The sequence below is a fragment of the Microcella indica genome (assembly GCF_013414345.1).
Classification (GTDB): domain Bacteria; phylum Actinomycetota; class Actinomycetes; order Actinomycetales; family Microbacteriaceae; genus Microcella; species Microcella indica.
The window spans coordinates 1,074,539-1,094,558 of record NZ_CP058670.1 but is presented as its reverse complement, the minus strand read 5'-3'; the positions used below and the strand labels follow the sequence as shown (position 1 = coordinate 1,094,558).

General features: G+C 71.5%; 24 protein-coding genes. 8 read left to right on the top strand and 16 right to left on the bottom strand.

Annotated features, from left to right (window positions below):
- Window positions 1–27: 27 nt before the first annotated feature.
- The 4 genes from HUJ41_RS05360 to hrcA form a co-directional block, all read right to left on the bottom strand.
- Window positions 28–381 carry a histidine triad nucleotide-binding protein gene (locus HUJ41_RS05360; protein WP_179873650.1) on the bottom strand — a complete coding sequence of 118 codons (354 nt, stop codon included), beginning with the start codon at window positions 379–381 and terminating at the stop codon, window positions 28–30.
- A gap of 73 nt (window positions 382–454) precedes the next feature.
- The gene (locus HUJ41_RS05355; RefSeq protein WP_179873649.1) at window positions 455–1,210 is read right to left on the bottom strand and encodes a 16S rRNA (uracil(1498)-N(3))-methyltransferase; all 756 of its coding nucleotides are present in this window, start codon (window positions 1,208–1,210) and stop codon (window positions 455–457) included.
- An 8-nt stretch (window positions 1,211–1,218) separates the two neighbouring features.
- Window positions 1,219–2,322, bottom strand: coding sequence for a molecular chaperone DnaJ (dnaJ, locus tag HUJ41_RS05350; protein WP_152583042.1), 1,104 nt, complete (start codon window positions 2,320–2,322; stop codon window positions 1,219–1,221).
- A complete protein-coding gene (gene hrcA / locus HUJ41_RS05345) occupies window positions 2,323–3,342 on the bottom strand; it encodes a heat-inducible transcriptional repressor HrcA (protein ID WP_179873648.1) in 1,020 nt (339 codons plus the stop codon).
- Between the two features lie 252 nt (window positions 3,343–3,594).
- Between hrcA and HUJ41_RS05340 the strand changes: the two genes are divergently transcribed.
- Both HUJ41_RS05340 and HUJ41_RS05335 read left to right on the top strand, forming a co-directional pair.
- A complete protein-coding gene (locus HUJ41_RS05340; RefSeq protein ID WP_152583044.1) occupies window positions 3,595–3,993 on the top strand; it encodes a DUF4870 domain-containing protein in 399 nt (132 codons plus the stop codon).
- A gap of 68 nt (window positions 3,994–4,061) precedes the next feature.
- Window positions 4,062–4,433 (top strand): DUF4870 domain-containing protein, encoded by a 372-nt coding sequence (locus HUJ41_RS05335; RefSeq protein WP_179873647.1) that lies wholly within the window; start codon window positions 4,062–4,064, stop codon window positions 4,431–4,433.
- A gap of 13 nt (window positions 4,434–4,446) precedes the next feature.
- Here the strand turns inward: HUJ41_RS05335 and hemW are convergent, their stop codons facing one another.
- Window positions 4,447–5,673, bottom strand: coding sequence for a radical SAM family heme chaperone HemW (gene hemW / locus HUJ41_RS05330; RefSeq protein WP_179873646.1), 1,227 nt, complete (start codon window positions 5,671–5,673; stop codon window positions 4,447–4,449).
- A 215-nt stretch (window positions 5,674–5,888) separates the two neighbouring features.
- Here hemW and HUJ41_RS05325 point away from each other — a divergent pair, with 215 nt between their 5' ends.
- Window positions 5,889–6,998 (top strand): flavin-containing monooxygenase, encoded by a 1,110-nt coding sequence (locus HUJ41_RS05325; protein ID WP_179873645.1) that lies wholly within the window; start codon window positions 5,889–5,891, stop codon window positions 6,996–6,998.
- Window positions 6,995–7,699, top strand: coding sequence for an HAD family hydrolase (locus tag HUJ41_RS05320; RefSeq protein ID WP_179873644.1), 705 nt, complete (start codon window positions 6,995–6,997; stop codon window positions 7,697–7,699). Before HUJ41_RS05325 ends, HUJ41_RS05320 begins: the two co-directional genes overlap by 4 nt.
- A gap of 37 nt (window positions 7,700–7,736) precedes the next feature.
- Here the strand turns inward: HUJ41_RS05320 and HUJ41_RS05315 are convergent, their stop codons facing one another.
- Both HUJ41_RS05315 and truB read right to left on the bottom strand, forming a co-directional pair.
- Entirely contained in the window at window positions 7,737–8,117 is a 381-nt protein-coding gene (locus tag HUJ41_RS05315) for a hypothetical protein (RefSeq protein WP_179873643.1), read from the bottom strand.
- Window positions 8,114–8,992, bottom strand: coding sequence for a tRNA pseudouridine(55) synthase TruB (truB, locus tag HUJ41_RS05310; RefSeq protein ID WP_179873884.1), 879 nt, complete (start codon window positions 8,990–8,992; stop codon window positions 8,114–8,116). Before truB ends, HUJ41_RS05315 begins: the two co-directional genes overlap by 4 nt.
- A gap of 57 nt (window positions 8,993–9,049) precedes the next feature.
- Between truB and HUJ41_RS05305 the strand changes: the two genes are divergently transcribed.
- Window positions 9,050–10,051, top strand: a complete 1,002-nt coding sequence (locus HUJ41_RS05305; RefSeq protein ID WP_179873642.1) for a ketopantoate reductase family protein — start codon at window positions 9,050–9,052, stop codon at window positions 10,049–10,051.
- A 7-nt stretch (window positions 10,052–10,058) separates the two neighbouring features.
- Here HUJ41_RS05305 and HUJ41_RS05300 read toward each other — a convergent pair whose 3' ends face one another.
- The 6 genes from HUJ41_RS05300 to HUJ41_RS12850 all read right to left on the bottom strand — a co-directional run bounded on the left by HUJ41_RS05300 (window position 10,059) and on the right by HUJ41_RS12850 (window position 15,220).
- Window positions 10,059–10,529, bottom strand: coding sequence for a small multi-drug export protein (locus HUJ41_RS05300; protein WP_179873641.1), 471 nt, complete (start codon window positions 10,527–10,529; stop codon window positions 10,059–10,061).
- A 278-nt stretch (window positions 10,530–10,807) separates the two neighbouring features.
- The gene (locus tag HUJ41_RS05295; RefSeq protein WP_179873640.1) at window positions 10,808–11,671 is read right to left on the bottom strand and encodes an aldehyde dehydrogenase family protein; all 864 of its coding nucleotides are present in this window, start codon (window positions 11,669–11,671) and stop codon (window positions 10,808–10,810) included.
- Window positions 11,668–13,185 (bottom strand): aldehyde dehydrogenase family protein, encoded by a 1,518-nt coding sequence (locus tag HUJ41_RS05290; RefSeq protein WP_179873639.1) that lies wholly within the window; start codon window positions 13,183–13,185, stop codon window positions 11,668–11,670. Before HUJ41_RS05290 ends, HUJ41_RS05295 begins: the two co-directional genes overlap by 4 nt.
- A 3-nt stretch (window positions 13,186–13,188) precedes the next feature.
- The gene (gene deoC, locus HUJ41_RS05285; protein ID WP_179873638.1) at window positions 13,189–14,202 is read right to left on the bottom strand and encodes a deoxyribose-phosphate aldolase; all 1,014 of its coding nucleotides are present in this window, start codon (window positions 14,200–14,202) and stop codon (window positions 13,189–13,191) included.
- Window positions 14,199–14,702, bottom strand: a complete 504-nt coding sequence (locus HUJ41_RS12855; RefSeq protein WP_281363119.1) for a sugar-binding domain-containing protein — start codon at window positions 14,700–14,702, stop codon at window positions 14,199–14,201. Before HUJ41_RS12855 ends, deoC begins: the two co-directional genes overlap by 4 nt.
- Window positions 14,699–15,220 (bottom strand): sugar-binding domain-containing protein, encoded by a 522-nt coding sequence (locus HUJ41_RS12850; protein ID WP_281363118.1) that lies wholly within the window; start codon window positions 15,218–15,220, stop codon window positions 14,699–14,701. The genes HUJ41_RS12855 and HUJ41_RS12850 overlap by 4 nt, the downstream gene beginning before the upstream one ends.
- A gap of 183 nt (window positions 15,221–15,403) precedes the next feature.
- Here HUJ41_RS12850 and HUJ41_RS05275 point away from each other — a divergent pair, with 183 nt between their 5' ends.
- Window positions 15,404–16,333, top strand: coding sequence for an ROK family protein (locus HUJ41_RS05275; protein WP_179873637.1), 930 nt, complete (start codon window positions 15,404–15,406; stop codon window positions 16,331–16,333).
- On the opposite strand, the gene HUJ41_RS05270 is transcribed toward HUJ41_RS05275, so the two are convergent.
- Entirely contained in the window at window positions 16,314–17,558 is a 1,245-nt protein-coding gene (locus HUJ41_RS05270; RefSeq protein ID WP_179873636.1) for an MFS transporter, read from the bottom strand. The two genes, HUJ41_RS05275 and HUJ41_RS05270, sit on opposite strands and share 20 nt — an antisense overlap.
- Window positions 17,559–17,618: 60 nt before the next feature.
- Between HUJ41_RS05270 and HUJ41_RS05265 the strand changes: the two genes are divergently transcribed.
- Both HUJ41_RS05265 and HUJ41_RS05260 read left to right on the top strand, forming a co-directional pair.
- Window positions 17,619–18,251, top strand: a complete 633-nt coding sequence (locus HUJ41_RS05265) for a hypothetical protein (protein ID WP_179873635.1) — start codon at window positions 17,619–17,621, stop codon at window positions 18,249–18,251.
- 49 nt (window positions 18,252–18,300) lie between these two features.
- Window positions 18,301–18,576, top strand: a complete 276-nt coding sequence (locus HUJ41_RS05260; protein ID WP_179873634.1) for a hypothetical protein — start codon at window positions 18,301–18,303, stop codon at window positions 18,574–18,576.
- Window positions 18,577–18,607: 31 nt separating this feature from the next.
- Here HUJ41_RS05260 and HUJ41_RS05255 read toward each other — a convergent pair whose 3' ends face one another.
- Together HUJ41_RS05255 and HUJ41_RS05250 are read right to left on the bottom strand one after the other, a co-directional pair.
- Entirely contained in the window at window positions 18,608–19,567 is a 960-nt protein-coding gene (locus HUJ41_RS05255) for a bifunctional riboflavin kinase/FAD synthetase (protein ID WP_246299333.1), read from the bottom strand.
- Window positions 19,564–20,007: a hypothetical protein gene (locus HUJ41_RS05250; protein ID WP_179873633.1), complete on the bottom strand. Its 444-nt coding sequence runs from the start codon at window positions 20,005–20,007 to the stop codon at window positions 19,564–19,566. The genes HUJ41_RS05255 and HUJ41_RS05250 overlap by 4 nt, the downstream gene beginning before the upstream one ends.
- Between the last annotated feature and the right edge of the window lie 13 nt (window positions 20,008–20,020).

Here is a 20,020-nt window from a genome sequence, read left to right as displayed (position 1 = left end):
GCGGAGGAGTTGTTCGCCGCGAGATCGTCAGTCGGCAAGGGTTCCTTCGGCTAGGCCGCCCGCCAGGACGTGGGCGTGAACGTGGAAGACGGTCTGGCCCGCGTTCGGGCCGGTGTTGAACACGAGGCGAAACTCTCCGTCGGCGTGCTCCTGCGCGAGTTCCTGTGCGACGGCGACGACCTCGGCGAGCAGGCCGGGGTCTCCCGCGGCGAGCTCGGCGACGGTGCGGTACTGCGCGGTCTTGGGCACGACGAGGAGATGCACGGGCGCCTTCGGAGCGATGTCGCGGAAGGCGATGACCGTGTCGGTCTCGTGCACGATGTCGGCGGGAATCTCGCGCGCGATGATGCGCTCGAATATCGTCGGCTCGCTCGTCGTCATGGTGTCCAGTCTAGAGCGCGGAGCCGACAGGTGCCGGAGAGGCGGCCGAGGGGCAGAAGCCGCGCCGCCGCCGTCACCAGCGGCCGAGCGCGGCGTTGAGCAGCGCGATCGCCGCAGGCCCCGCGGTCGACGTGCGCAGCACGGTGTCCCCGAGCCGCACACGGTGGGCCCCCGCCGCCTCCAGCTCGGCGAGCTCGGCGTCGGTGATGCCTCCCTCCGGCCCGACGACGAGCACGAGGTCGCGCTCCCCCAGGTCGGCCGCGGTCAGGGCGGTGAGCGGGCGCTCGCCCGCGGTGTCGAGCACGAACATGACGGCACCGGATGCTCGCGCCGCAAGCTCCCGAGTCGAGGCGAGCTGCTCGACCTCGGGCAGCCACGGCCGCAACGACTGCTTGCTCGCCTCGCGCACGATCGACTGCCAGCGCGCGACGCCCTTCGCGACCTTGGGCCCCTCCCACCGCGACACGCTGCGCGCGGCCTGCCAGGGGATGACACCGCCGACGCCCAGCTCTGTCGCGGCCTGCACGGCGAGCTCGTCCCGGTCGCCTTTGGCGAGCGCCTGCGCGAGCAGGATGCGCGGCGCAGGCCGCTCGTGGCGCTCGACGCGCTCGACCCGCAGTGCGACGGCGGCCGGGTCCGCCTCGGTCACCGTGCCGTGCAGCACGAGTCCGGCGCCGTCGCCGAGCCGCAGGCTCTCGCCGGAGCGCACGCGTGCGACGGTGACGGCGTGCCGGGCATCCGCGCCCTGCAGCGCGACGACCGCCCCGGTCTCCTCGCCCGCCGCACTCAGCTGCGCTGCGAGGCTCTCGTCGAGGTAGAAGTGCGCCATGCGCTCGGCTACAGGTTGAGGAACCGGTCGCGCAGCTTGGAGAAGAGCCCCTGCTGGAACGTCGCGAACTGCGGCGGCACGGGCCGACGGCTCGCGGCGAACTGCTTGATGAGCTCGGTCTCCTTGCTGTTGAGACGGGCCGGGGTGACGACCTGCACGCCGATCTTGAGATCACCGCGGCCGGAGCCGCGCAGTCGCGTGATGCCCCGATCCTTGATCGTGATGATCTCGGCGCTCTGCGTGCCGGCCTTGAGCTCGACGCTCACATCGCCGTCGAGACCCGGGAGCGTCACCGTCGTGCCGAGGATCGCGTCGGCCATCTGCACCTCGACGGTCGCGAGCAGGTCGTCGCCGTTGCGGCTGAACGTCTCGTGCGTCTTGACCTTCATCTCGAGGTACAGGTCGCCGTTGGGGCCACCGGCCGGGCCGACCTCGCCCTGGCCGGGCAGCTGGATGCGCAGGCCCGTATCGACTCCCGCGGGAATGTCGACGGCGACCGTGCGGCGCGCGCGCACGCGGCCCTGGCCGGCGCACGTGGGGCACGGGCTCGGAATCACGGTGCCGTAGCCGCGGCAGGTGCCGCACGGCGACGAGGTGAGCACGTTGCCGAGGAGGCTGCGCACGGTGCGCTGAATCTGGCCGGAGCCGCGGCAGATGTCGCACGTGGCAGGCTCGGTGCCGGGCGAGCAGCAGGAGCCGTTGCAGGTCTCGCAGAGCACGGCCGTGTCGACCTCGATCTCGCGGTGGGTGCCGAAGATGATCTCGTCGAGCTCGACCTCGACGCGCAGGAGGGCATCCTGGCCGCGCTCGCGGCGCGACCGGGGGCCGCGCTGCGACTGGCCGCCGCCGAAGAACGTCTCGAAGATGTCGCCGAAGCCTCCGAATCCGGATGCTCCGCCCATGCCGCCGCTGCCGCCCATGTCGTACTGCTGGCGCTGCTGCGGGTCGCTCAGCACGTCGTAGGCGTGCGTGACCTGCTTGAACCGCTCAGCCGCCTCCCCGCTCGGGTTGACGTCGGGGTGCAGCTCGCGCGCCAAGCGTCGGTACGCCTTCTTCACCTCATCGGCGCTCGCACCGCGATCGATTCCGAGCACTTCGTAGTGGTCTGCCACTTATTCCTCACCGAGCAGTCGCGACACGTAGCGCGCCACGGCGCGGACCGCTGCCATGTTGTTCGAGTAGTCCATACGGGTGGGGCCGAGCACCCCGAGTTTCGCGCTCGAGTCGCGGCCCATGCTGTACGCGCTCGTGACGACGGCGGCCTCGTGCAGCGCCGCATCGTTCTCGCGGCCGATGCGGGCCGACACCCCCTGGCTGTCGAGCTGCATCTCGCTGAACAGCTTCAGGAGCGTCACCTGCTCCTCGATCGCCTCGAGGACGGGGTAGACGCTGCCGGCGAAGTCCTGCTCGGTGCGCACGAGGTTCGCGGCGCCCGCCATGACGAGCCGGTCGGAGCGGTGCTCGTCGACGTGCCCGAGCAGGGCATCCGCGACGACGCGCACGGCTTCCCGCCGGTCGGGGGCGAACTGGCCGTCGAGCGTGCCGGCGACGGTGCCGACCTCGGCGAGTGCGCGGCCGGAGAGCGCGGCGTTGAGCTTCGCCCTCAGCTCCCCCACGAAGACCTCGTCGGCCTCGACCGGCAGCTCGATCATGCGCTGGTCGACACGACCGCCGTCGGTGATGAACACCGTCATGAGGCGCGTAGGGCTCATGGGCACGAGCTCGATGTGCCGCACCCGGGCGTTGCCCAGCGTCGGGTACTGCACGAGCGCGACCTGGTTGGTGAGCGAGGAGAGGAGGCGCACGGTGCGCGCGAAGACGTCGTCGAGGTCGACCGACTGATCGAGGAAGGCGGCGATCGCCTGGCGCTGACCCGCGCTCAGCGGCCGCAGGTCGGCGAGCTGGTCGACGAAGACCCGATAGCCCTTGTCGGTCGGCACCCGACCCGACGAGGTGTGGGGCGCCGAGATGAGCTCCTCCTCTTCGAGGATGGCCATGTCGTTGCGGATCGTCGCGGCGGAGACGCCGAACTGGTGACGGTCGACGATGGCCTTCGACCCGACGGGTTCGCGCGAGGCGACGTAGTCCTGCACGATGGCCCGCAAGACGTGCAGAGCGCGGTCGGAAACCATCGTCACCCCTCTCCTCGTCGTACTCGATGTCGTGGCCGTCGTCGTGGCCGTGCCGCTGGCACTCGATTCCACTGACTGCCAATTCTACCCCGCCACACCCTGAGCGCATCGTTGCCTCAGGCGAAGGTGCGCACTACGGTGTTGATGTGCTCGCACCGCGCGGAGCAGTTATGTACACCGCAACGATGCGAGTCACACGTCAGGCTCCACCCCGGGTCCCTCTTGTTCGGACGATTGAAAGGCAGCACCCACATGACTGAGTCCACTCCGCCCCCCGCAGCTCCTCAGCCCGCCCAGCCCCTCAGCGAGACCGAGGACCGCCAGTGGGCCTCCTTCGCCCACCTCGGCGGAATCCTGGGCTTCCTGCCCGCTCTCATCATCTGGCTCGTCTTCAAGGACCGTGGTTCGTTCACGAACCAGGAGGCCAAGGAGGCTCTGAACTTCCAGATCACGGTGGCGATCGCGCAGGTCGTCATCTTCATCCTGAACGCCATCCTCGGCGCCGTGACGCTCGGCCTCTGGGCGCTCATCGGCTGGATCTTCCCGCTCGCCGTGTGGGTGTTCGCCGTGATCTTCTCGATCATGGGCTTCACGAAGGCCAAGGACGGCACCGCGTACCGCTACGCCGTGTCGATCCGCCTCATCAAGTAGGTCATCGCTTTCGGCCCACGGGGCCCGCGCGCTACCGCGCCGGGCCCCGTTCGGTGTTTAATGGCCCCATGAGCCAGCAGCCGCCCGTCAACCCGTACGCCACAGCACCCGCTCCCCTGCGGCCCGAGGAAGAGAAGCTGTGGGCGACCCTCATCCACGTCGGTGGCATCTTCTTCGGCTTCGTGCCCGCCCTCATCGGCTACCTCGTGCTCAAGGAACGCGGGCCGTTCATCCGCGGGCACTCCACGACGGCGCTCAACTTCCAGCTCACCATGCTCATCGGCTACGTCGTCGGCTTCGTCACGGTGTTCGTCTTCATCGGGTTCCTCGTGCTGCTCGCCGTGGGCATCCTCGTGCTCGTGTTCGGCATCATCGCCGCGATCGCGGCCAACCGGGGCGAGGAGTACTACTACCCCGTCGCGATCAAGTTCCTCACCTAGCTCACCCGCTCGCTCAGTCCGGCAGCAGTCGTCGCACGACAGCGTCGGCCAGTAGCCGCCCGCGCAGGGTCAGCACGACGCGACCCGCGAAGGCGGCGGCCGGCTCGATGAGTTCGTCGGCGAGCAGGCCCGCGACTGCGTGCCGCCCCGAAGGCGTCAGCAGCTCGCGGTCCAGCCCCTCGCGCAGTCGCGTCTCGAGCAGAACGCGCTCGACGCGCCGCGTCTCGGCGTCGAGCGTCTCGCGACCGGTGGCGGGGCTCACTCCTGCCCCGACCCGCTGCGCGTAGGCGTGAGGGTGCTTGACGTTCCACCAGCGCACCCCGCCGACGTGGCTGTGCGCCCCGGGGCCCACACCCCACCAGTCCTGCCCCGTCCAGTACGCGCGGTTGTGCCGCGAGCGCTGCTCGGGTGACGCCGCCCAGTTGCTGACCTCGTACCAGTGGTATCCGGCCGCCGTGAGCCGAGCATCCGCCGCCTCGTAGGCCGCCGCGTGCAGGTCGTCGTCCACGGGAGCCACCTCGCCTCGAGCGATCTGGCGGGCGAGCTTCGTGCCTTCCTCGACGATGAGGGCGTATGCGCTGACATGATCGGGCCGCTCGGCGAGCGCGGCCGCGAGGCTCGCCTCCCAGTCGGCGGGCGACTCGCCCGGCGTGCCGTAGATGAGGTCGAGGCTCACCGCGAGCCCGGCTGCGCGCGCCTCGGCGACGCGGCGCGCCACGTTCTCGGGGTCGTGGGTGCGCTCGAGCGTGCGCAGCACGTGCGGCACCGCCGACTGCATGCCGAACGAGACGCGCGTCACGCCGGCCTCCGCGAGCGCGGCGAGGCCCGCGGCGTCGATCGAGTCGGGGTTCGACTCGGTCGTCACCTCGGCGTCGGGCGCGAGACCGAAGCGGTCGCGCACAGCGCCGATCATGCGGGCAAGATCGGCGGGCGGCAGGATCGTGGGCGTCCCCCCGCCGAGGAAGACCGTGCTCGCGGGCCGCGGCGACAGGCCGGCGGCATCGAGCACGCGCGCGGCGAGGTCCAGCTCGGCGATCGCCTGGTCGGCGAAGTCGCTGCGCTTCACCCCGCGCACCTCGTCGGCCGTATACGTGTTGAAGTCGCAGTAGCCGCACCGCACGCGGCAGTAGGGCACGTGCAGGTACACGCCGAGGTCGCGCTGCTCGGCGCCCTCCGCGACAGTCGGCGGCAGCATCCCGTCCTCGGGGGCCGGGTCGGCGATCGGCAGGGCACTGGGCACGGGTCCATCCTCCCAGCCCCGCGCTCGCTCGACCTGCGCGGCGCCGCCTGCCGTGCGGCATCTCCACAATTCAGGAGGCGACACTGCAGAACGAGGGCCGGGATGCTCTGCCGGGCGTGTCGCGCGGTGCGAGCATCCCGATCTCCTGAATTGTGGAGGCGCCGCGCCCGTCGGTCGGGGCGTCGACGCCGAACTACGCGAGTGGAGTGCATGCCATGACGACGACACCTGACGACGGCGCGCTGCCCGAGAGCACCGACGTGCTCATCGTCGGCGGCGGGCAAGCCGGCCTCGGTATGGGCTACCGGCTGCGCGAGGCGGGCGTGCCCTTCGTGATCGTCGACGATCGTGAGCGCGTCGGCGATGTCTGGCGGGCGCGCTGGCGCAGCCTCGTGCTCTTCACCCCGCGGCGGTTCTCGGCGCTGCCGGGGCTGCCCCTGCCCGACTCGGCGGGCTACTACCCCACCAAGGACGAGATCGCCGACTACCTCGAGGCGTACGCAGAGAAGAACGCGCTGCCCGTCGTGGCGCAGACTCGCGTGACGGCGATCGCGCGCGACGGCGACGGCGGCGGATTCGTCGCCGACACGACGCGCGGCACCGTGCACGCGCGCGCTGTCGTCATCGCGACGGGTCCGTTCCAGTACCCGCGCGTGCCCCGAGTCGCCGCGGGCCTGCACCCCGAGGTCGTGCAGGTGCACTCGACCGCGTACGAGGGCCCGGAGGATCTATTACCCGGGCGCATCGCGGTCGTGGGCGGCGGCAACTCGGCCGCGCAGCTCGCCGACGAGCTGTCGGCGACGCACGAGGTGACGATGATCGCGCCGCAGAAGCCGTGGTTCATTCCCGAACGGATCCTCGGGGTGACCGTCTACTGGCCTCTGAAGCTCTTCGGCGTCCTCAGCTCGCCCGCCGACAGCCGCATCAGCGAGTACATCCACTCGCGGGGGGACGGCATCCTCGGCACGCAGGCGAAGCGCGCCATCCGCGCAGGGCGCCTGCGGCTGCTCACGAGCCGCGTGGTCGGCGCCGCCGGTCGAGAGCTCGAGCTGCAGGACGGCACGCGGGTCGAGGTGGATGGCGTGCTGTGGGGCACCGGATTCCGCGCCCACTACCCCTTCGTGCAGGTCGACGGAGCCCTGACCGACCACGGCGCACCCCGCCACGACCGCGGCGTCTCCCCCGTCGACGGCCTGTACTGGATCGGCCTGCCCTGGCAGCGCCGACTCGACTCCTCGATCATCCACGGCATCGCCGCCGACTCGCGCGAGCTCGCCGAGGCCGTGCAGAGCCACGTGCGCCGCTCTGGCAGGCTGGAGGGGTGACCACCACCATCCTCTGGGACGTCGACGGAACCCTCCTGCTGAACGCATACTCCGGCGGCGGTGAGCTGTACCACTCGGCGGTCGAGCGCGCCGTGGAGCGCGAGCTCGGCCCGGCCCTGCCCCGCACGCACGGCAAGCCTGACGGGCTCATCCTCAGCGAGATCCTCACCCACTTCGGCTACGGGGACGACTGGCACGAGCGCGCCCGCACCGTGCTCGACGAGCTCTCGGTGGAGCGCGCCGAGCGCGGCGACCGTCGCGAGACCGCACCGGGAGTCGAGGATGCTCTGCGCGCGTGCGCCGCCCGCGGGTGGCGCAACGCCCTCCTCACGGGCAACTCGCTCACGCGCTCGCGGGTCAAGCTCGAGGGCGCCGGGCTCACCGCCGCGGCGCTCGGCGATGCGGCGTTCGACTGGGAGCGCTCGTACTTCGGCGCGACGGCGCGCGACCGCAGCGAGATCACCGCGGCAGCCCGCGCGGCCCTCCCCGACGACACCCTCGTCATCATCGGCGACACCCCGCGCGACGACGAGGCGGCTCGGGCCGCGGGCATCCCGTTCATCGCCGTCGCGACGGGGGCGTTCACGGTCGACGAGCTGCGGCGCACCGAGGCGATTCTCGTCGTGCCCGATCTCGTGGCCGGGCTCGACGAGGTGCTCGCCACCATCGCCGCGCTGCCCACGCCCCGCAACGCCGCCTGACGGTCGCGCCTGACACGCCGCCCGACCGCCGCCGCGCCTACACGACGGGCGTGTAGATCTGCACGAACCAGATCTGCTGCATGCGGTAGAGCATGACCGCCACCGTGATCGCGGCGACCCCGAGGATGACGGTCGCCCATCGGGAGCGGTCGATGAGCGCCCAGATGATGGCGAGCACCGGCAGCAGGAGCGCCGTGACGAGATAGATCCAGTACTCGACCGGGTCTCCCGTGGGCGCGTTGCCCGCGAACGGCGCGACGATGGAGACGACGATCTGGGCGAGCAGCAGCACCGCGACGAGCGCCGAGCCGAGCACGGAGACGTCGTTGGGGCGCGTGCCGATGCCGCCGAGCACGAGGCACACGAGCCCGACGAGCAGCGCGACGACGATCTGTGCGATGGTGAACCACTCGATCATTCGGCTGCCTCCTGAGGGAATCCCACCAGCGTACGGCCGACGCCCGCCCGCACGGCGACGAGGGCGATGAGCCGCCCCCGCGCGTCGACCGCGGCCATGGGCTCGGCGTCGGCCGCGTCGGGCAGGGCGAGCGTCTTGCCGTGGCCGAGATCGCGCGCCTGGTCGCCGCTCACGGTCAGGACCGGGAAGAGCTGTGCGGCCACCTCGGCGGGCGACACGAGAACCTCCGGTGTGATGTCGTCGACCGCGACGGCGCGTGACGTGGCGAACGGGCCCACGCGCGTGCGGCGGAGCGCCGTGAGGTGCCCGCCGACACCCAGATCGGCGCCGAGGTCGCGCGCGAGCGCGCGAATGTAGGTGCCCGACGAGCAGTCGATGCGAGCATCCACCTCGATGCCGTCGGCCTGCCGACGCACGGCCAGCACCTCGAAGGCGCTCACCGTCACGCGTCGCGCTGCGAGCTCGACCTCCTCGCCGGCGCGCACGCGATCGTAGGCGCGCCGACCGTCGACCTTGATGGCGCTCACCGCGCTCGGCACCTGCTCGATCTGGCCGGTCAGGCTCCGGATGCCCTGCTCGAGCCTCTCCAGCGTGACCGCCTCGAGCGCCGCCGGGTCGGCAGCACCGATCGGCTCACCCTCGGCGTCGTCGGTCGTCGTCGCCACCCCGAGCCTCATGGTCGTCTCGTACGTCTTGTCGAGGCCCACGAGGTAGGTGAGCAGGCGCGTAGCCGGGCCGACGCCGAGCGTCAGCAGACCGGTCGCCATCGGGTCGAGGGTGCCGGCGTGCCCGACCTTGCGCGTGTCGAGGGCACGGCGCGCGCGGGCGACGACGTCGTGGCTCGTGAGGCCCTGCGGCTTGTCGACGAAGAGCATCCCGGCAGTCACGGCATCCACGCTACCGCTCGGCGCGCAGTGCGTAGGATGCCGAGCATGCGCATCGCCGTTCTCGGAGCCGGGGCCGTCGGCGGCACCCTCGCGGCGCTCCTCCACCGCGCGGGGCACGACGTGGTCGTGACAGCGCGCGGCGAGCACGGCGCCTCTCTCGCGCGCGACGGGCTGCTGCTCACCGGCGGCTGGGGCGACCACCTGGCCCGTATTCGGGTCGTGGAGGCTCTCGCGGCCCCGCTCGACCTCCTGGTCGTCACGACGAAGGTGCACGACACGACGGCGGCTCTCGCGGCCGCGGCGCGCCTGGACGGCACGCCCGCGCTCGTCGTGCAGAACGGCCTCGGGGGCGAGGCCGCGGTGCGGGATGCTCTGCCGCACTCCCCCGTCGCGATCGGCCTGGCGCTCTTCGCCGCGAGCCTCCTCGAGCCAGGGCGCGTCGACGTGACGGGCCCGAACCCGCTCGTGCTGGGTGGTGACCCTGCCGCGGTCGCCGTCGCGCTGCCCGCGCTGCGCTCGGCTCTCCCCGCAGAGGTCAGCGTGGTCGACGACATCGTGGGCGCGCAGTGGACGAAGCTGCTCGTCAACCAGGTCAACGCCCTGCCGGCGGTCACCCGGCTGAGCGTGCAGGAGGTCGTCGCGCACGACGGACTGCGCGCGGTTCTCACGCGCGGCATGCGGGAGACGGCGACCGTCGCGCGGGCGAAGGGTCTGCACCTGGCACGCATCGGAGCCGTCGGGCCGGACGAGGTCGCGCTGCTGTTGAGCGACGACCCTGCCGCGGGCGAGGCGGTGCCGCGGGCTCTCGCCGCCAGGATGGGGGACGTGCCGAATCCGGCATCGACGTTGCAGAGCATCCGTCGGGGGCGCGCCACCGAGATCGACGCCCTCAACGGTGTCGTCGTGGCTGCCGGGGCCGAGGGCGGCGTCGCGACGCCCGTGAACGCGCTCATGGTCGAGCTCGTGCACGAGGTCGAGCGCACGGGCGAGTTCCTCGACCCCGCCGCCGTTCTCGCCCGGCTCTCCGCGTCACCGGCTCAGGACTAGCGGGCGATCAACCGACGACGGCCGCCACGAAGCCGAGTCCGAGCAGCCCGAAGCCGAGGCCCCACAGCGTGATCGACACGATCTGCCACAGGATGACGCGCTGGCGCGACGCCCCGAAGCCGACCATGAGGCCCGACGTGATCTGGCTCGGCAGCAGGGTCTGGCCGAGCAGGCTCACCCCGGGCACGCCCCACGCATCGAAGCGCCGCTTGAAACGCTCCCGCCGCGGTGAGAGCGGCTGCTCGTGGGCTCCCGCCGCTCCCCGCACTCGGCCGGCGAGCAGCACGACGAGCACCATCGAGATCACATTGCCGAGGATCGCTGCGGGGATCGCCACGAGGGGCGACGCACCGGCGAGGATGCCGATCGGCGCCGCGAAGTACGACTCGATGAACGGCACGGCCGCCGCGGGCATGATCACGAGCCACTGCCAGATCGGGGCGACGGTGGCGGTGTTGTCCTGCAGGTCGGCGAGCATGCGCATCCTTCTCGGTGGGTCGATTCGAGTATCGCTCCCACGCTATCGACGGGGGCGCCGACCGACGTCCCCCGCCCGACGGAGCGGCTTCTCCGCCTCCCGGCGGAGCGGGCGCCTGCCTTGAGCAGCTCGCGCCTCCACAACTCAGGAGATCGTGCGGCAGAAGCTTTCCGACACGCCGTACCTGACCCCGAACGGCCCCTCAGCCGGCGCCGACTCCTGAATTGTGGAGACGAACCGGGTGAGGGGCGGGTGGCGCAGGCGGGTGGCGCGGCTAGCTAGCGCATCGCCTTCGTGTGCCAGACCGTCTTGATCTCGACGAAGGCGCCGATACGGTCGAGCGACGGCGCCGGGATGCCCGGCTCGGGCTGCAGCACGCGCGTGAGCGTCTCCGCCGCGGCGATCTGCAGGTCGACCCACTCGAGGTCGCCCGCACCGGCCAGGTCGAGCGCGTTGACGTCGGCGTGCGCCGCGAGCCACGGCGCGATCTCGGCAGGCGACCCGGTGAGGATGTTGACGACTCCCCCGGGAACGTCGGAGGTCGCGAGCACCTCCCCGAGCGAGATCGCCGAGAGCGGCGCGCGCTCGTGGGCGACGACGACGACCGTGTTGCCCGTGAGGATCGCGGGAGCGACGACCGCGGCGAGGCCGAGGAGCGAGGCTCCCGTAGCCTGCTGCGGCGCGATGATCGCGACGACACCGGTCGGTTCGGGCACCGAGATGTTGAAGTACGGGCCGGCGACGGGGTTGGCGTTGCCCGCGACCTGCGCGTACTTGTCGGCCCAGCCCGCGTACCAGACCCAGACATCGATCGCCGCGTCGACCTGCGCGCCCGCGGCGGCCGCCGAGACGCCCTCCGACTGCACGATCTCGTCGACGAACTGGGCGTGACGCCCCTCGAGCAGCTCGGCGATGCGGTAGAGCACCTGTCCGCGGTTGTACCCGGTCGCTCCGGCCCAGCCGCCCACCGCGCTGCGCGCGGCGACGACCGCATCGCGGGCGTCCTTGCGCGAGGCCTGCGCGGCGTTGGCGAGGAACGCGCCCTTCGGCGTCGTCACCTCGTAGGTGCGGCCGCTCTCACTGCGCGGAAACTTGCCGCCCACGTAGAGCTTGTACGTCTTGGGCACGGTGAGCCGACTCACTTCGCCACCGCCTTCTTGGTCGTCTTGCGGTCTTTCGTGACGGGCCGGGATGCTGAGCTCGAGCCCGATGCCTCCCACCCCGTCGAGACCAGGTACGCGGCGAGGCCGTGCCGGCCTCCCTCGCGGCCGTAGCCCGACTCCTTGTAGCCGCCGAAGGGCGAGCTCGGGTCGAAGCGGTTGAAGGTGTTGGCCCAGATGACGCCAGCGCGCAGCTGGTCGGCGAGGGCGAGCATGCGGCTGCCCTTCTCCGTCCAGATGCCGGCCGAGAGGCCGTATGGGGTGTTGTTGGCCTTCGCGATCGCCTCCGCCGGCGTGCGGAAGGTGATGACCGAGAGCACGGGGCCGAAGATCTCTTCGCGCGCGATGCGGTGCGCGGGCGAGACCTGGGTGAAGATCGTCGGCGCGAACCAGAAGCCCGTGTCGGGGATCACGCAGTCGGCGGTCCAGCGCTCGGCGCCCTCCTCCTCGCCGACGTCGCTGAGCGTGCGGATGCGCTCGAGCTGCGCGGCCGAGTTGATCGCGCCGATGTCGGTGTTCTTGTCGAGCGGGTCGCCCATGCGCAGCGTCGACAGGCGCTGCTTGAGCCGGTCGATGACCTCGTCGTGCACGTTCTCCTGCACGAGCAGGCGCGAACCGGCGCAGCACACGTGGCCCTGGTTGAAGAAGATGCCGTTGACGATGCCCTCGATCGCCTGGTCCATGGGCGCGTCGTCGAAGACGATGTTGGCGGCCTTGCCGCCGAGCTCGAGCGTGAGCTTCTTGTCGGTTCCGGCGACCGAGCGCGCGATCATCCGCCCGACGCCCGTCGACCCCGTGAAGGCGACCTTGTTGACGTCGTCGTGCGTGACGAGAGCCTGACCGGTGGAGCCGGGGCCCGTGACGATGTTGACGACACCGGCGGGCAGCTCGGCCTGCTGGAGGATCTCGGCGAACAGCATGGCCGTGAGCGACGTCGTCTCGGCCGGCTTGATGACGACGGTGTTGCCCGCGGCGAGGGCTGGCGCGATCTTCCACGCGAGCATGAGCAGCGGGAAGTTCCACGGGATCACCTGCGCGGCGACGCCGAGAGCGCGCGGGTTCGGCCCGAGTCCGGCGTACTCGAGCTTGTCGGCCCAGCCCGCGTAGTAGAAGAACCAGGCGGCGACGAGCGGCACGTCGACGTCGCGCGTCTCGCGGATCGGCTTGCCGTTGTCGAGCGCCTCGGCGACGGCGAGCTCGCGGCTGCGCTCCTGGACGAGACGCGCGATGCGGAAGAGGTACTTGCCGCGGTCGCTGCCGCTCATGCGCGACCAGACCTTCTCGTAGGAGCGGCGGGCAGCCGCGACAGCGCGATCCACGTCCTTCTCGTCGGCCTGCGCGATACGCGCGATGACCTTCTCGGTCGCTGGCGAGATCGTGTCGAAGACCTCGCCGTGGCCGTCGACGAACTCGCCGTCGATGAAGAGCCCGTACTCGGCCTTGAGGTTGAGGATCGCCGCCGACTCGGGGGCGGGTGCGTATTCGAGGAAACCCATGATCTAGTTCACCGTCACGTAGTCGGGGCCACTGTAGTGACCGGTTCGGAGCTTCTGACGCTGCAGGAGCACGTCGTTGAGCAGGCTCGAGGCGCCGAAGCGCCACAGCTGCGGGGTGAGCCAGTCCTCGCCGACGGTCTCGGCGACGGTCACGAGGTAGCGCACGGCGTCCTTGGACGCGCGGATGCCGCCGGCGGGCTTCATACCGATCTTCTCGCCCGTGAGGCGGTGCCAGTCGCGGATGACCTCGAGCATGAGGAGTGTCACCGGCAGGGTCGCAGCGGGGCTCACCTTGCCGGTCGACGTCTTGATGAAGTCGGCGCCGGCGAGGATCGCGAGCCACGAGGCGCGCTTGACGTTGTCGTAGGTCTGCAGCTCGCCCGTCTCGAGGATCACCTTGAGGTGGGCGTAGGTGCCGTCGGTGCGCCGGCAGGCCTCCTTGACGGCGACGATCTGGTCGAAGACGACTCCGAAGCTCCCGGAGAGGAAGGCCCCGCGGTCGATGACCATGTCGATCTCGTCGGCACCCGCCGCGACTGCCTCACGCGTGTCGGCGAGCTTGATGGCGAGGCTCGCGCGCCCCGAGGGGAATGCCGTCGCGACCGCCGCGACCTGGATGCCCGACTCGCCTCCTGCCGCGTGCAGGCTTCCGAGCGCCTCGATCGCGTAGGGCACCATGTCGCCGTAGACGCACACGGCGGCGACGCGCGGCGTCTCGGGGTCGGTCGCGTCGGGCGTCACGGCCTTCGCGACGAGCGAGCGGATCGTGCCAGGAGTGTCGGCGCCCTCGAGCGTGGTGAGGTCGCACGTTCGGATGATCGTGTCGAGTGCCCACGCCTTCGAGCTCGTCTTGATGGAGCGCGTCGAGAGGCTCGCGGCGCGCTGCTCGAGGCCGACGGCGTCGACACCGCTGAGGCCGTCGAGATGCAGCCGCAGGGCCTTCTCGGTGAGGTCGCCGCCGAGCAGCTGCACCGCGCGATCGGCGGGAGCGAGGGCGACCGGGTGGTCGAGCGTCATGAGGGGTCCTCTCCAGAGGTGGTCGAGTCGGGGGCCGCATCCAGGAGGGAGCGGGCGGTGTGCTCGTCGGTCACGAGCACGGAGCAGAGCCCGTGCTGCACGATGGCGTGGGCGATGGGATGCTTGGCCTCACCGCCGATGACGAGGATGCTCATGGCCGCGTCGCGCAACTCGTCGAGCCCGAGGCCGAGGGTACGAGCATCCAGTTCGGGGTCGGCGATCGTGCCCTCCGCCGTGATGTACCGGCCGATGACGTCGCCGACGGCGCCCTTCTCGACGAGGCTGCGCATGTCGTCGGGGGTGAGGTACCCGCTGTCGACGTGCACCGAGCTCGTGTCGGCGACTCCCGCGCTGTACAGGTACGCGGCAGCGCCGCGGGCCCGCTGCACGACGCCGCTCACGGTGCGGTCGCCCTCGATCGCGCGCTTCGTCTCGAGTCGTTCGAGGATGGCCGGGGTCGGCAGCAGGGTCGCCTCCCCGCCGGCCTTCTGGGCAATCATGACGGCGGTGCTCGCCGCCGTGCCGGGGCGCTTGGAGAGGCTGACGCCGCCGTGCCGGGGCGCTTGGAGAGGCTGACGCCGCCGTTGATCTGCACGACGTTGACGCCCGTCGACCAGCCTTCGGGCAGGCACTCGGCGACCTGGTGCAGCGTGCGGCCCCAGCTCACGCCGAGGAGACGAGGGATGGGGCGGACGCTCACGAGGAAGTCGGCGGCCGCCTCGGCCACGCGGGCCTGCAGCTCGCGGTCATCGGGCGGCCCGGGCACGACGATCGCGTCGCGCAGGCCGAATCGTGCGGTGAGCTCGCGCTCGAGCGAGAGCCGCCGGGCGCGCGGGTGGACGATCTCGATGCGGATGATGCCGCGATCGCGCGCCTGCTGGAGGAGACGGCCGACCTTCCAGCGCGTGACACGCAGGATCGCGCCGATCTCGTCCTGCGTCTTGTTCTCCTCGTAGTACAGCTCGGCGGCGCGCACGGCGAGCAGCTCGTTGGCGGCGACGGTGTCGGTGGCTGCCATGGAGCCTCCCCCCTGTGTCGCGGTGCCGGCGTGCACGAGGCACGAAGAACCCCTTCAGCGTAGGACGGGCAGCGGGGATGGACAACAATTGTTGCGGTCTGTGCTCAGATGAGCAGACCCTGGCACGCGCCGTGATCTCGATACGCTGAGAAGTCCCTTCCCCCTCCTCGTGAAAGCAGCACCATGACCGACCTCGCCCTCGCCATCGATCTCGGCGGCACGAAAGTCGAGTCCGCGCTCGTCGCGGCCGACGGCACTATCGTCGACGGGTCGCGTCATCGCCGACCGACCGGCTCCGCGTCCACTGCCGAGCAGCTCGCCACCGCCGTGACCGAGTCCGTCACGGCGACGCTCGCGGCTCGCTCGTCGAGCGACACGCTCGTCGGCGCGGGCATCGGCTCGGCGGGGCCGATCGCGGGTACGAGCGGTGACGTCTCGCCGCTCAACCTCCCGGCCTGGCGTGACTATCCCCTCGGCGGACTCGTCGAGCAGCTCGTGCCGGGCATCCCGGTGACGCTGCGCATGGACGGCATCTGCATCACCCTCGCCGAGGTCTGGAAGGGTGCAGCGCAGGGCGAGACGAACGTCATGGGCATGATCGTTTCGACCGGCGTGGGCGGCGGGCTCATGCTCGGAGGGCGCGTCATCGCGGGGCCCACGGGCAACGCCGGCCATATCGGGCACGTCGCCGTGAGCGGGTTCGACGACGTGTGCGCGTGCGGCGCGCGCGGCTGCCTCGAGGGCATCGCCTCGGGCCCGCGCTCGGTGCGGTGGGCGACCGAGCAGGGCTGGGTCGGGTCGACGGGCGAGGAGCTCGCGGCCTCGGCGCGCACGGATGACCCGATCGCGCTCGCCGCGGTCGAGCGGTCGGCCACGGCCGTGGGCCGGGCCATCGCCTCCGCCAGCGCGCTCGTCGACCTCGACATCGTCGCGATCGGCGGGGGCTTCAGTCACGTGAGCGAGCAGTACATTCCGCTCGTCGGGCGCACCGTTGCCGAGCACAGCGACTTCGGTTTCGTCACGAAAACGCGCGTCGTGGCCTCATCGCTCAGCGGCGAAGGGCCGCTCGTCGGTGCCGCAGCCCTCGTGCACCTCAGCGAGCTCGTGCCCTGACCTCGTCCTCCACGATGCCGCGCGCCGCGAGCATCGGCATCGCGACGACGGTGAGCGCGGCGAGCACGACGAGGATCGTGAGGCTCGGTGCCCACGAACCGGTGATCTCGTGCAGCGCGCCGAGCGCGAGCGGGGCGACCGCGGCGACTGCGTAGCCGATGGTCTGCACGAACCCGCTGACACTCGCGGCCGACTGCGACGAGCGCGTGCGGAGCGACATGAGGGTCAGGCACATCGGGAAGGTGATCTGGCCGAGGCCGATGAGCACGACCCACAGCAGCACGAGAGGCTGCGGGGCGAGCAGGAGGCCGCCGTAGCCGACGAGGAAGAGCCCCATCGAGGCCGCGAGGATCACCGTGGGCGTGCGCAGCCGGGCCGTCAGCACGGGCGCGAGGAACGCGAGCGGCAGTCCCGTGATCGCGAACACTGCGAGGAGCGAGCCCGCCTCCGTCGCCGTGACCCCCGCGACGTCCTGCAGGATCACCGGCAGCAGCGCGAAGGTCACGTAGGCAGAGATGCTCGAGATGGTGAAGGGGATCGTGATGCCCCACACGGTGCGCGAGCGGGCGAGGGTCGCGAAGCGGTGCGGGTCGGGCTCGAGGATCGCGGCATCGGGGTCGGCGGCACGATCACGCGCTCGGCGCCGCGCGCCGCGCACCGCGAGAAGCACCCACGGCACGAGCGCCGCGGTGACGAGAATCGCCCACGAGCCGAGCGAGAAGCGCCAGTCGGTCTCCTCGGCGAGCGGGACAGCGAGGGTCGGCGGCACCGCCGAGCCGACGGCCATGATCATGGCGTAGGCAGCCGTCATGGGCCCGAGTGCGTGGGGGGCGAAGCGCTTGACGGCGCTCGGCATGAGCACGTTGCCGAAGCCCGCCCCGAGCAGCACGATGAAGCTGCCGAGCACGAGCACGAGGTAGCCGCCGGCGAGCGCGCGGGCGACGTGCCCGAGGATCATGATGACGACCGCGAGGAGCAGCGTCGTCTCGAGCCCGACGCGGCGCGCGACGAGGGGCGCGATGAGGCCGGAGAGCGCGAAGCCGATGGGCGGCATCATGCCGAGCACCCCGAGCGCGGCGGCGGAGAGCGGGATGTCGACGGAGATCTGGTCGGCGAGAGGCGACAGCGCCCCGACCGGCAGTCGCAGCGTCGCCGCGATGAGGAGGATGCCCGCGATGCCGAGGAGGGATGCCCCGCGACGGGAGATTGCGGGGTCGGAGGGCACCGCACAATCCTAGATGCCGGTCACCTCGATGTCGGTCACGGGGCCCCGTACAGTGGTGCCGTGACCGACTGGAGCCGCTTCCTGCCCCTGAGCAACCGACCGCGCGGCGACGACGGAGAGGTCACGCGCAACTGGGCGCGACCCGCGAGCGGGCTCCTGCTGTCGCTCGCGAACCTCCTCGAGACGCGCCCCGAGTCGCTCACCCGCGAGACGCTGCGACCCGGCGTGAGCGTCGACGACGCCGTGCGCGAGCTGCTCACGCTGCGACGGTGGAGCGGGTGGCAGCGGTTCGCGTCGCGCCTCGGCGCTCACGAGGTTCCCAGCCCCGAGGTCGCCGCTCTCGACGCCGACCGTCTCGCCCCCGCGCTGCGCGAGGAAGCTATGACCCTCTCGGGCGCGACGGCGCGATGCTCGGTGCGCGAGTTCGGCGAGATTCTCGTCGCCGCCCTCGACCTCGGCACCGCGCTCGAGGTGGATCTCGGCGTCGACCCCTTCGCGAGCGGCGCGGTCGCCCTCGACCTCGCCGTGCGCGCGCCTACGCCTCGCCGCAGCGTCCTCTCGGCGCGCACCCTCGTCGCGGTCGACAGCGAGTGGCAGGTGGGCACGGGGCCGGCTCTGCCGGCCACGGCATCCTCGATCGTGCTCTTCCTCGCCGGTCGCGGAGGTATTCCGCCGCGCGTCGACGAGCCTTAGGCTCATGAGCATCGAGCCCGCCGGGCTCCCGAGAAGGCAGGAACACGCCATGGCTCAGAACAACGGATTCGACCTCGGTGACATCGGCGAGGTCGTCGGAGACCTCGTGAGCGGCAAGGGCTTCGACCCGGATGCCCTGCAGGGCCTCTGGGAGCAGATTCAGCCGACCCTCGCGGGCCTCGACACCGACCAGATTCTCGACACGATCGGCACCTGGGCGAAAGACCTCGACGTGCCGCTCGTGAAGGACGTTCCCGACGAGGTCATCGACAACATCAAGAACGGCGCGAAGGTTCCGCTGAAGTCGCTCATCGCCGACAAGTAGGCGGCGTCACGCAGGCGCGCGGCGCCGGGCGCTACGCGGGTTCGGTGGCGAGGCCGAGCACCTCGCGAATGCGCAGCTCGTCGAGCCCCATCTGCACGGCGAGGGCGTCACCCGACTCGAACTTGCGCATGGGCCGGATGTACTCGACGAACTCGAGCTCGACGATCGAGCCGTACAGGTCGAGCGTCGCGTCGATCGCGTGCGCCTCCACCGTCTTCTCGAGCACGTCGCCGAAGGTCGGGTTGTTGCCGACCGAGACGGCGGCCCCGTAGCGCTCTCCGTCGACGCGCAGCCAGCACGCGTACACGCCGTCGGCCGGAATATAGCCCTCGGCTCCGGGGGCGAGGTTCGCGGTCGGGTAGCCGAGGTCGCGGCCGCGCTGATGGCCGGGCACGACGAGGGACCGGATGCGCGGGGCGCGCCCCAGAGCCTCCGTCGCCTCCGCGACATGGCCGGCCTCGAGCGCGGCGCGGATGCCCGTGGACGACACGCGGCGGCCGTCCGCCTCGCACACGTCGTCGACGAGGCTCACCGTGAAGCCGTCGCGCTCCCCCGCCTGCCGCAGAGTGTCGACCGTGCCCGCGCCGCGCGCGCCGTAGCGGAAGTCGGCGCCGACGAGCACCTCGGTGGCGCCGAGCCCGTCGACGAGGACGCGCTGCACGAACTGCTCGGGACTGAGGGCCGCGAACTCGGGGGTGAAGTCGAGGACGACGACGAGATCCATACCGGCGGCGAGCAGCGCCTCGGTCTTCTGGTCGACGCTCAGCAGAGGCGTCGGCGCCGACTCGGGCCGAAGAACGGCGAGCGGGTGCCGATCGAAGGTGACGACGACCGTGCGGCGGCCGGCAGAGGCATCCCGCAGGCTGTCGAGAATGGCGCGGTGCCCGCGGTGCACGCCGTCGAACTTGCCGATCGTGACGATCGACGGCACGGGCGGCTGGGGCAGCGCGTCGAGCCCGCGCGCGACGAGTCCCTGGGCGGGGCGGCTCACGAGGCCACCTCGGCGCGCCGCACGGCGGCGATGCGCCGCAGCCAGAGCAGGCCCAGCACGGGCAGGAGGAGCGGGATGAACGCGTAGCCCCGGCCGAAGACCGACCACACGGTGTCGTCGGGGAAGACCTCGGGGGCGAGGAGGCTCACGACGCCGACGATGAGCACACCGGCGAGCTCCACGGTGATCGCGACGACGGCGACGAGGAACCAGCGGCGGCCCCGGGCGATGAGGGCGACCGTGGCGAGCACGTAGACGACCGCGGCGAGCCCGGAGAGGCTGTACGCGAGGGGCGCCTCGCCGAACTTGGTGGCGATCTGGTAGCTCGAGCGGCCGAGCGCGGCGAGGGCGAGGATGGCGTAGACGGCGACGAGCACGCGACCGGCGCCGCTGCTCGTGGGCCGCGGCTCAGCCTGCACGGCACGGGTTTCACTGCTCATCTCGTTCAGAGTA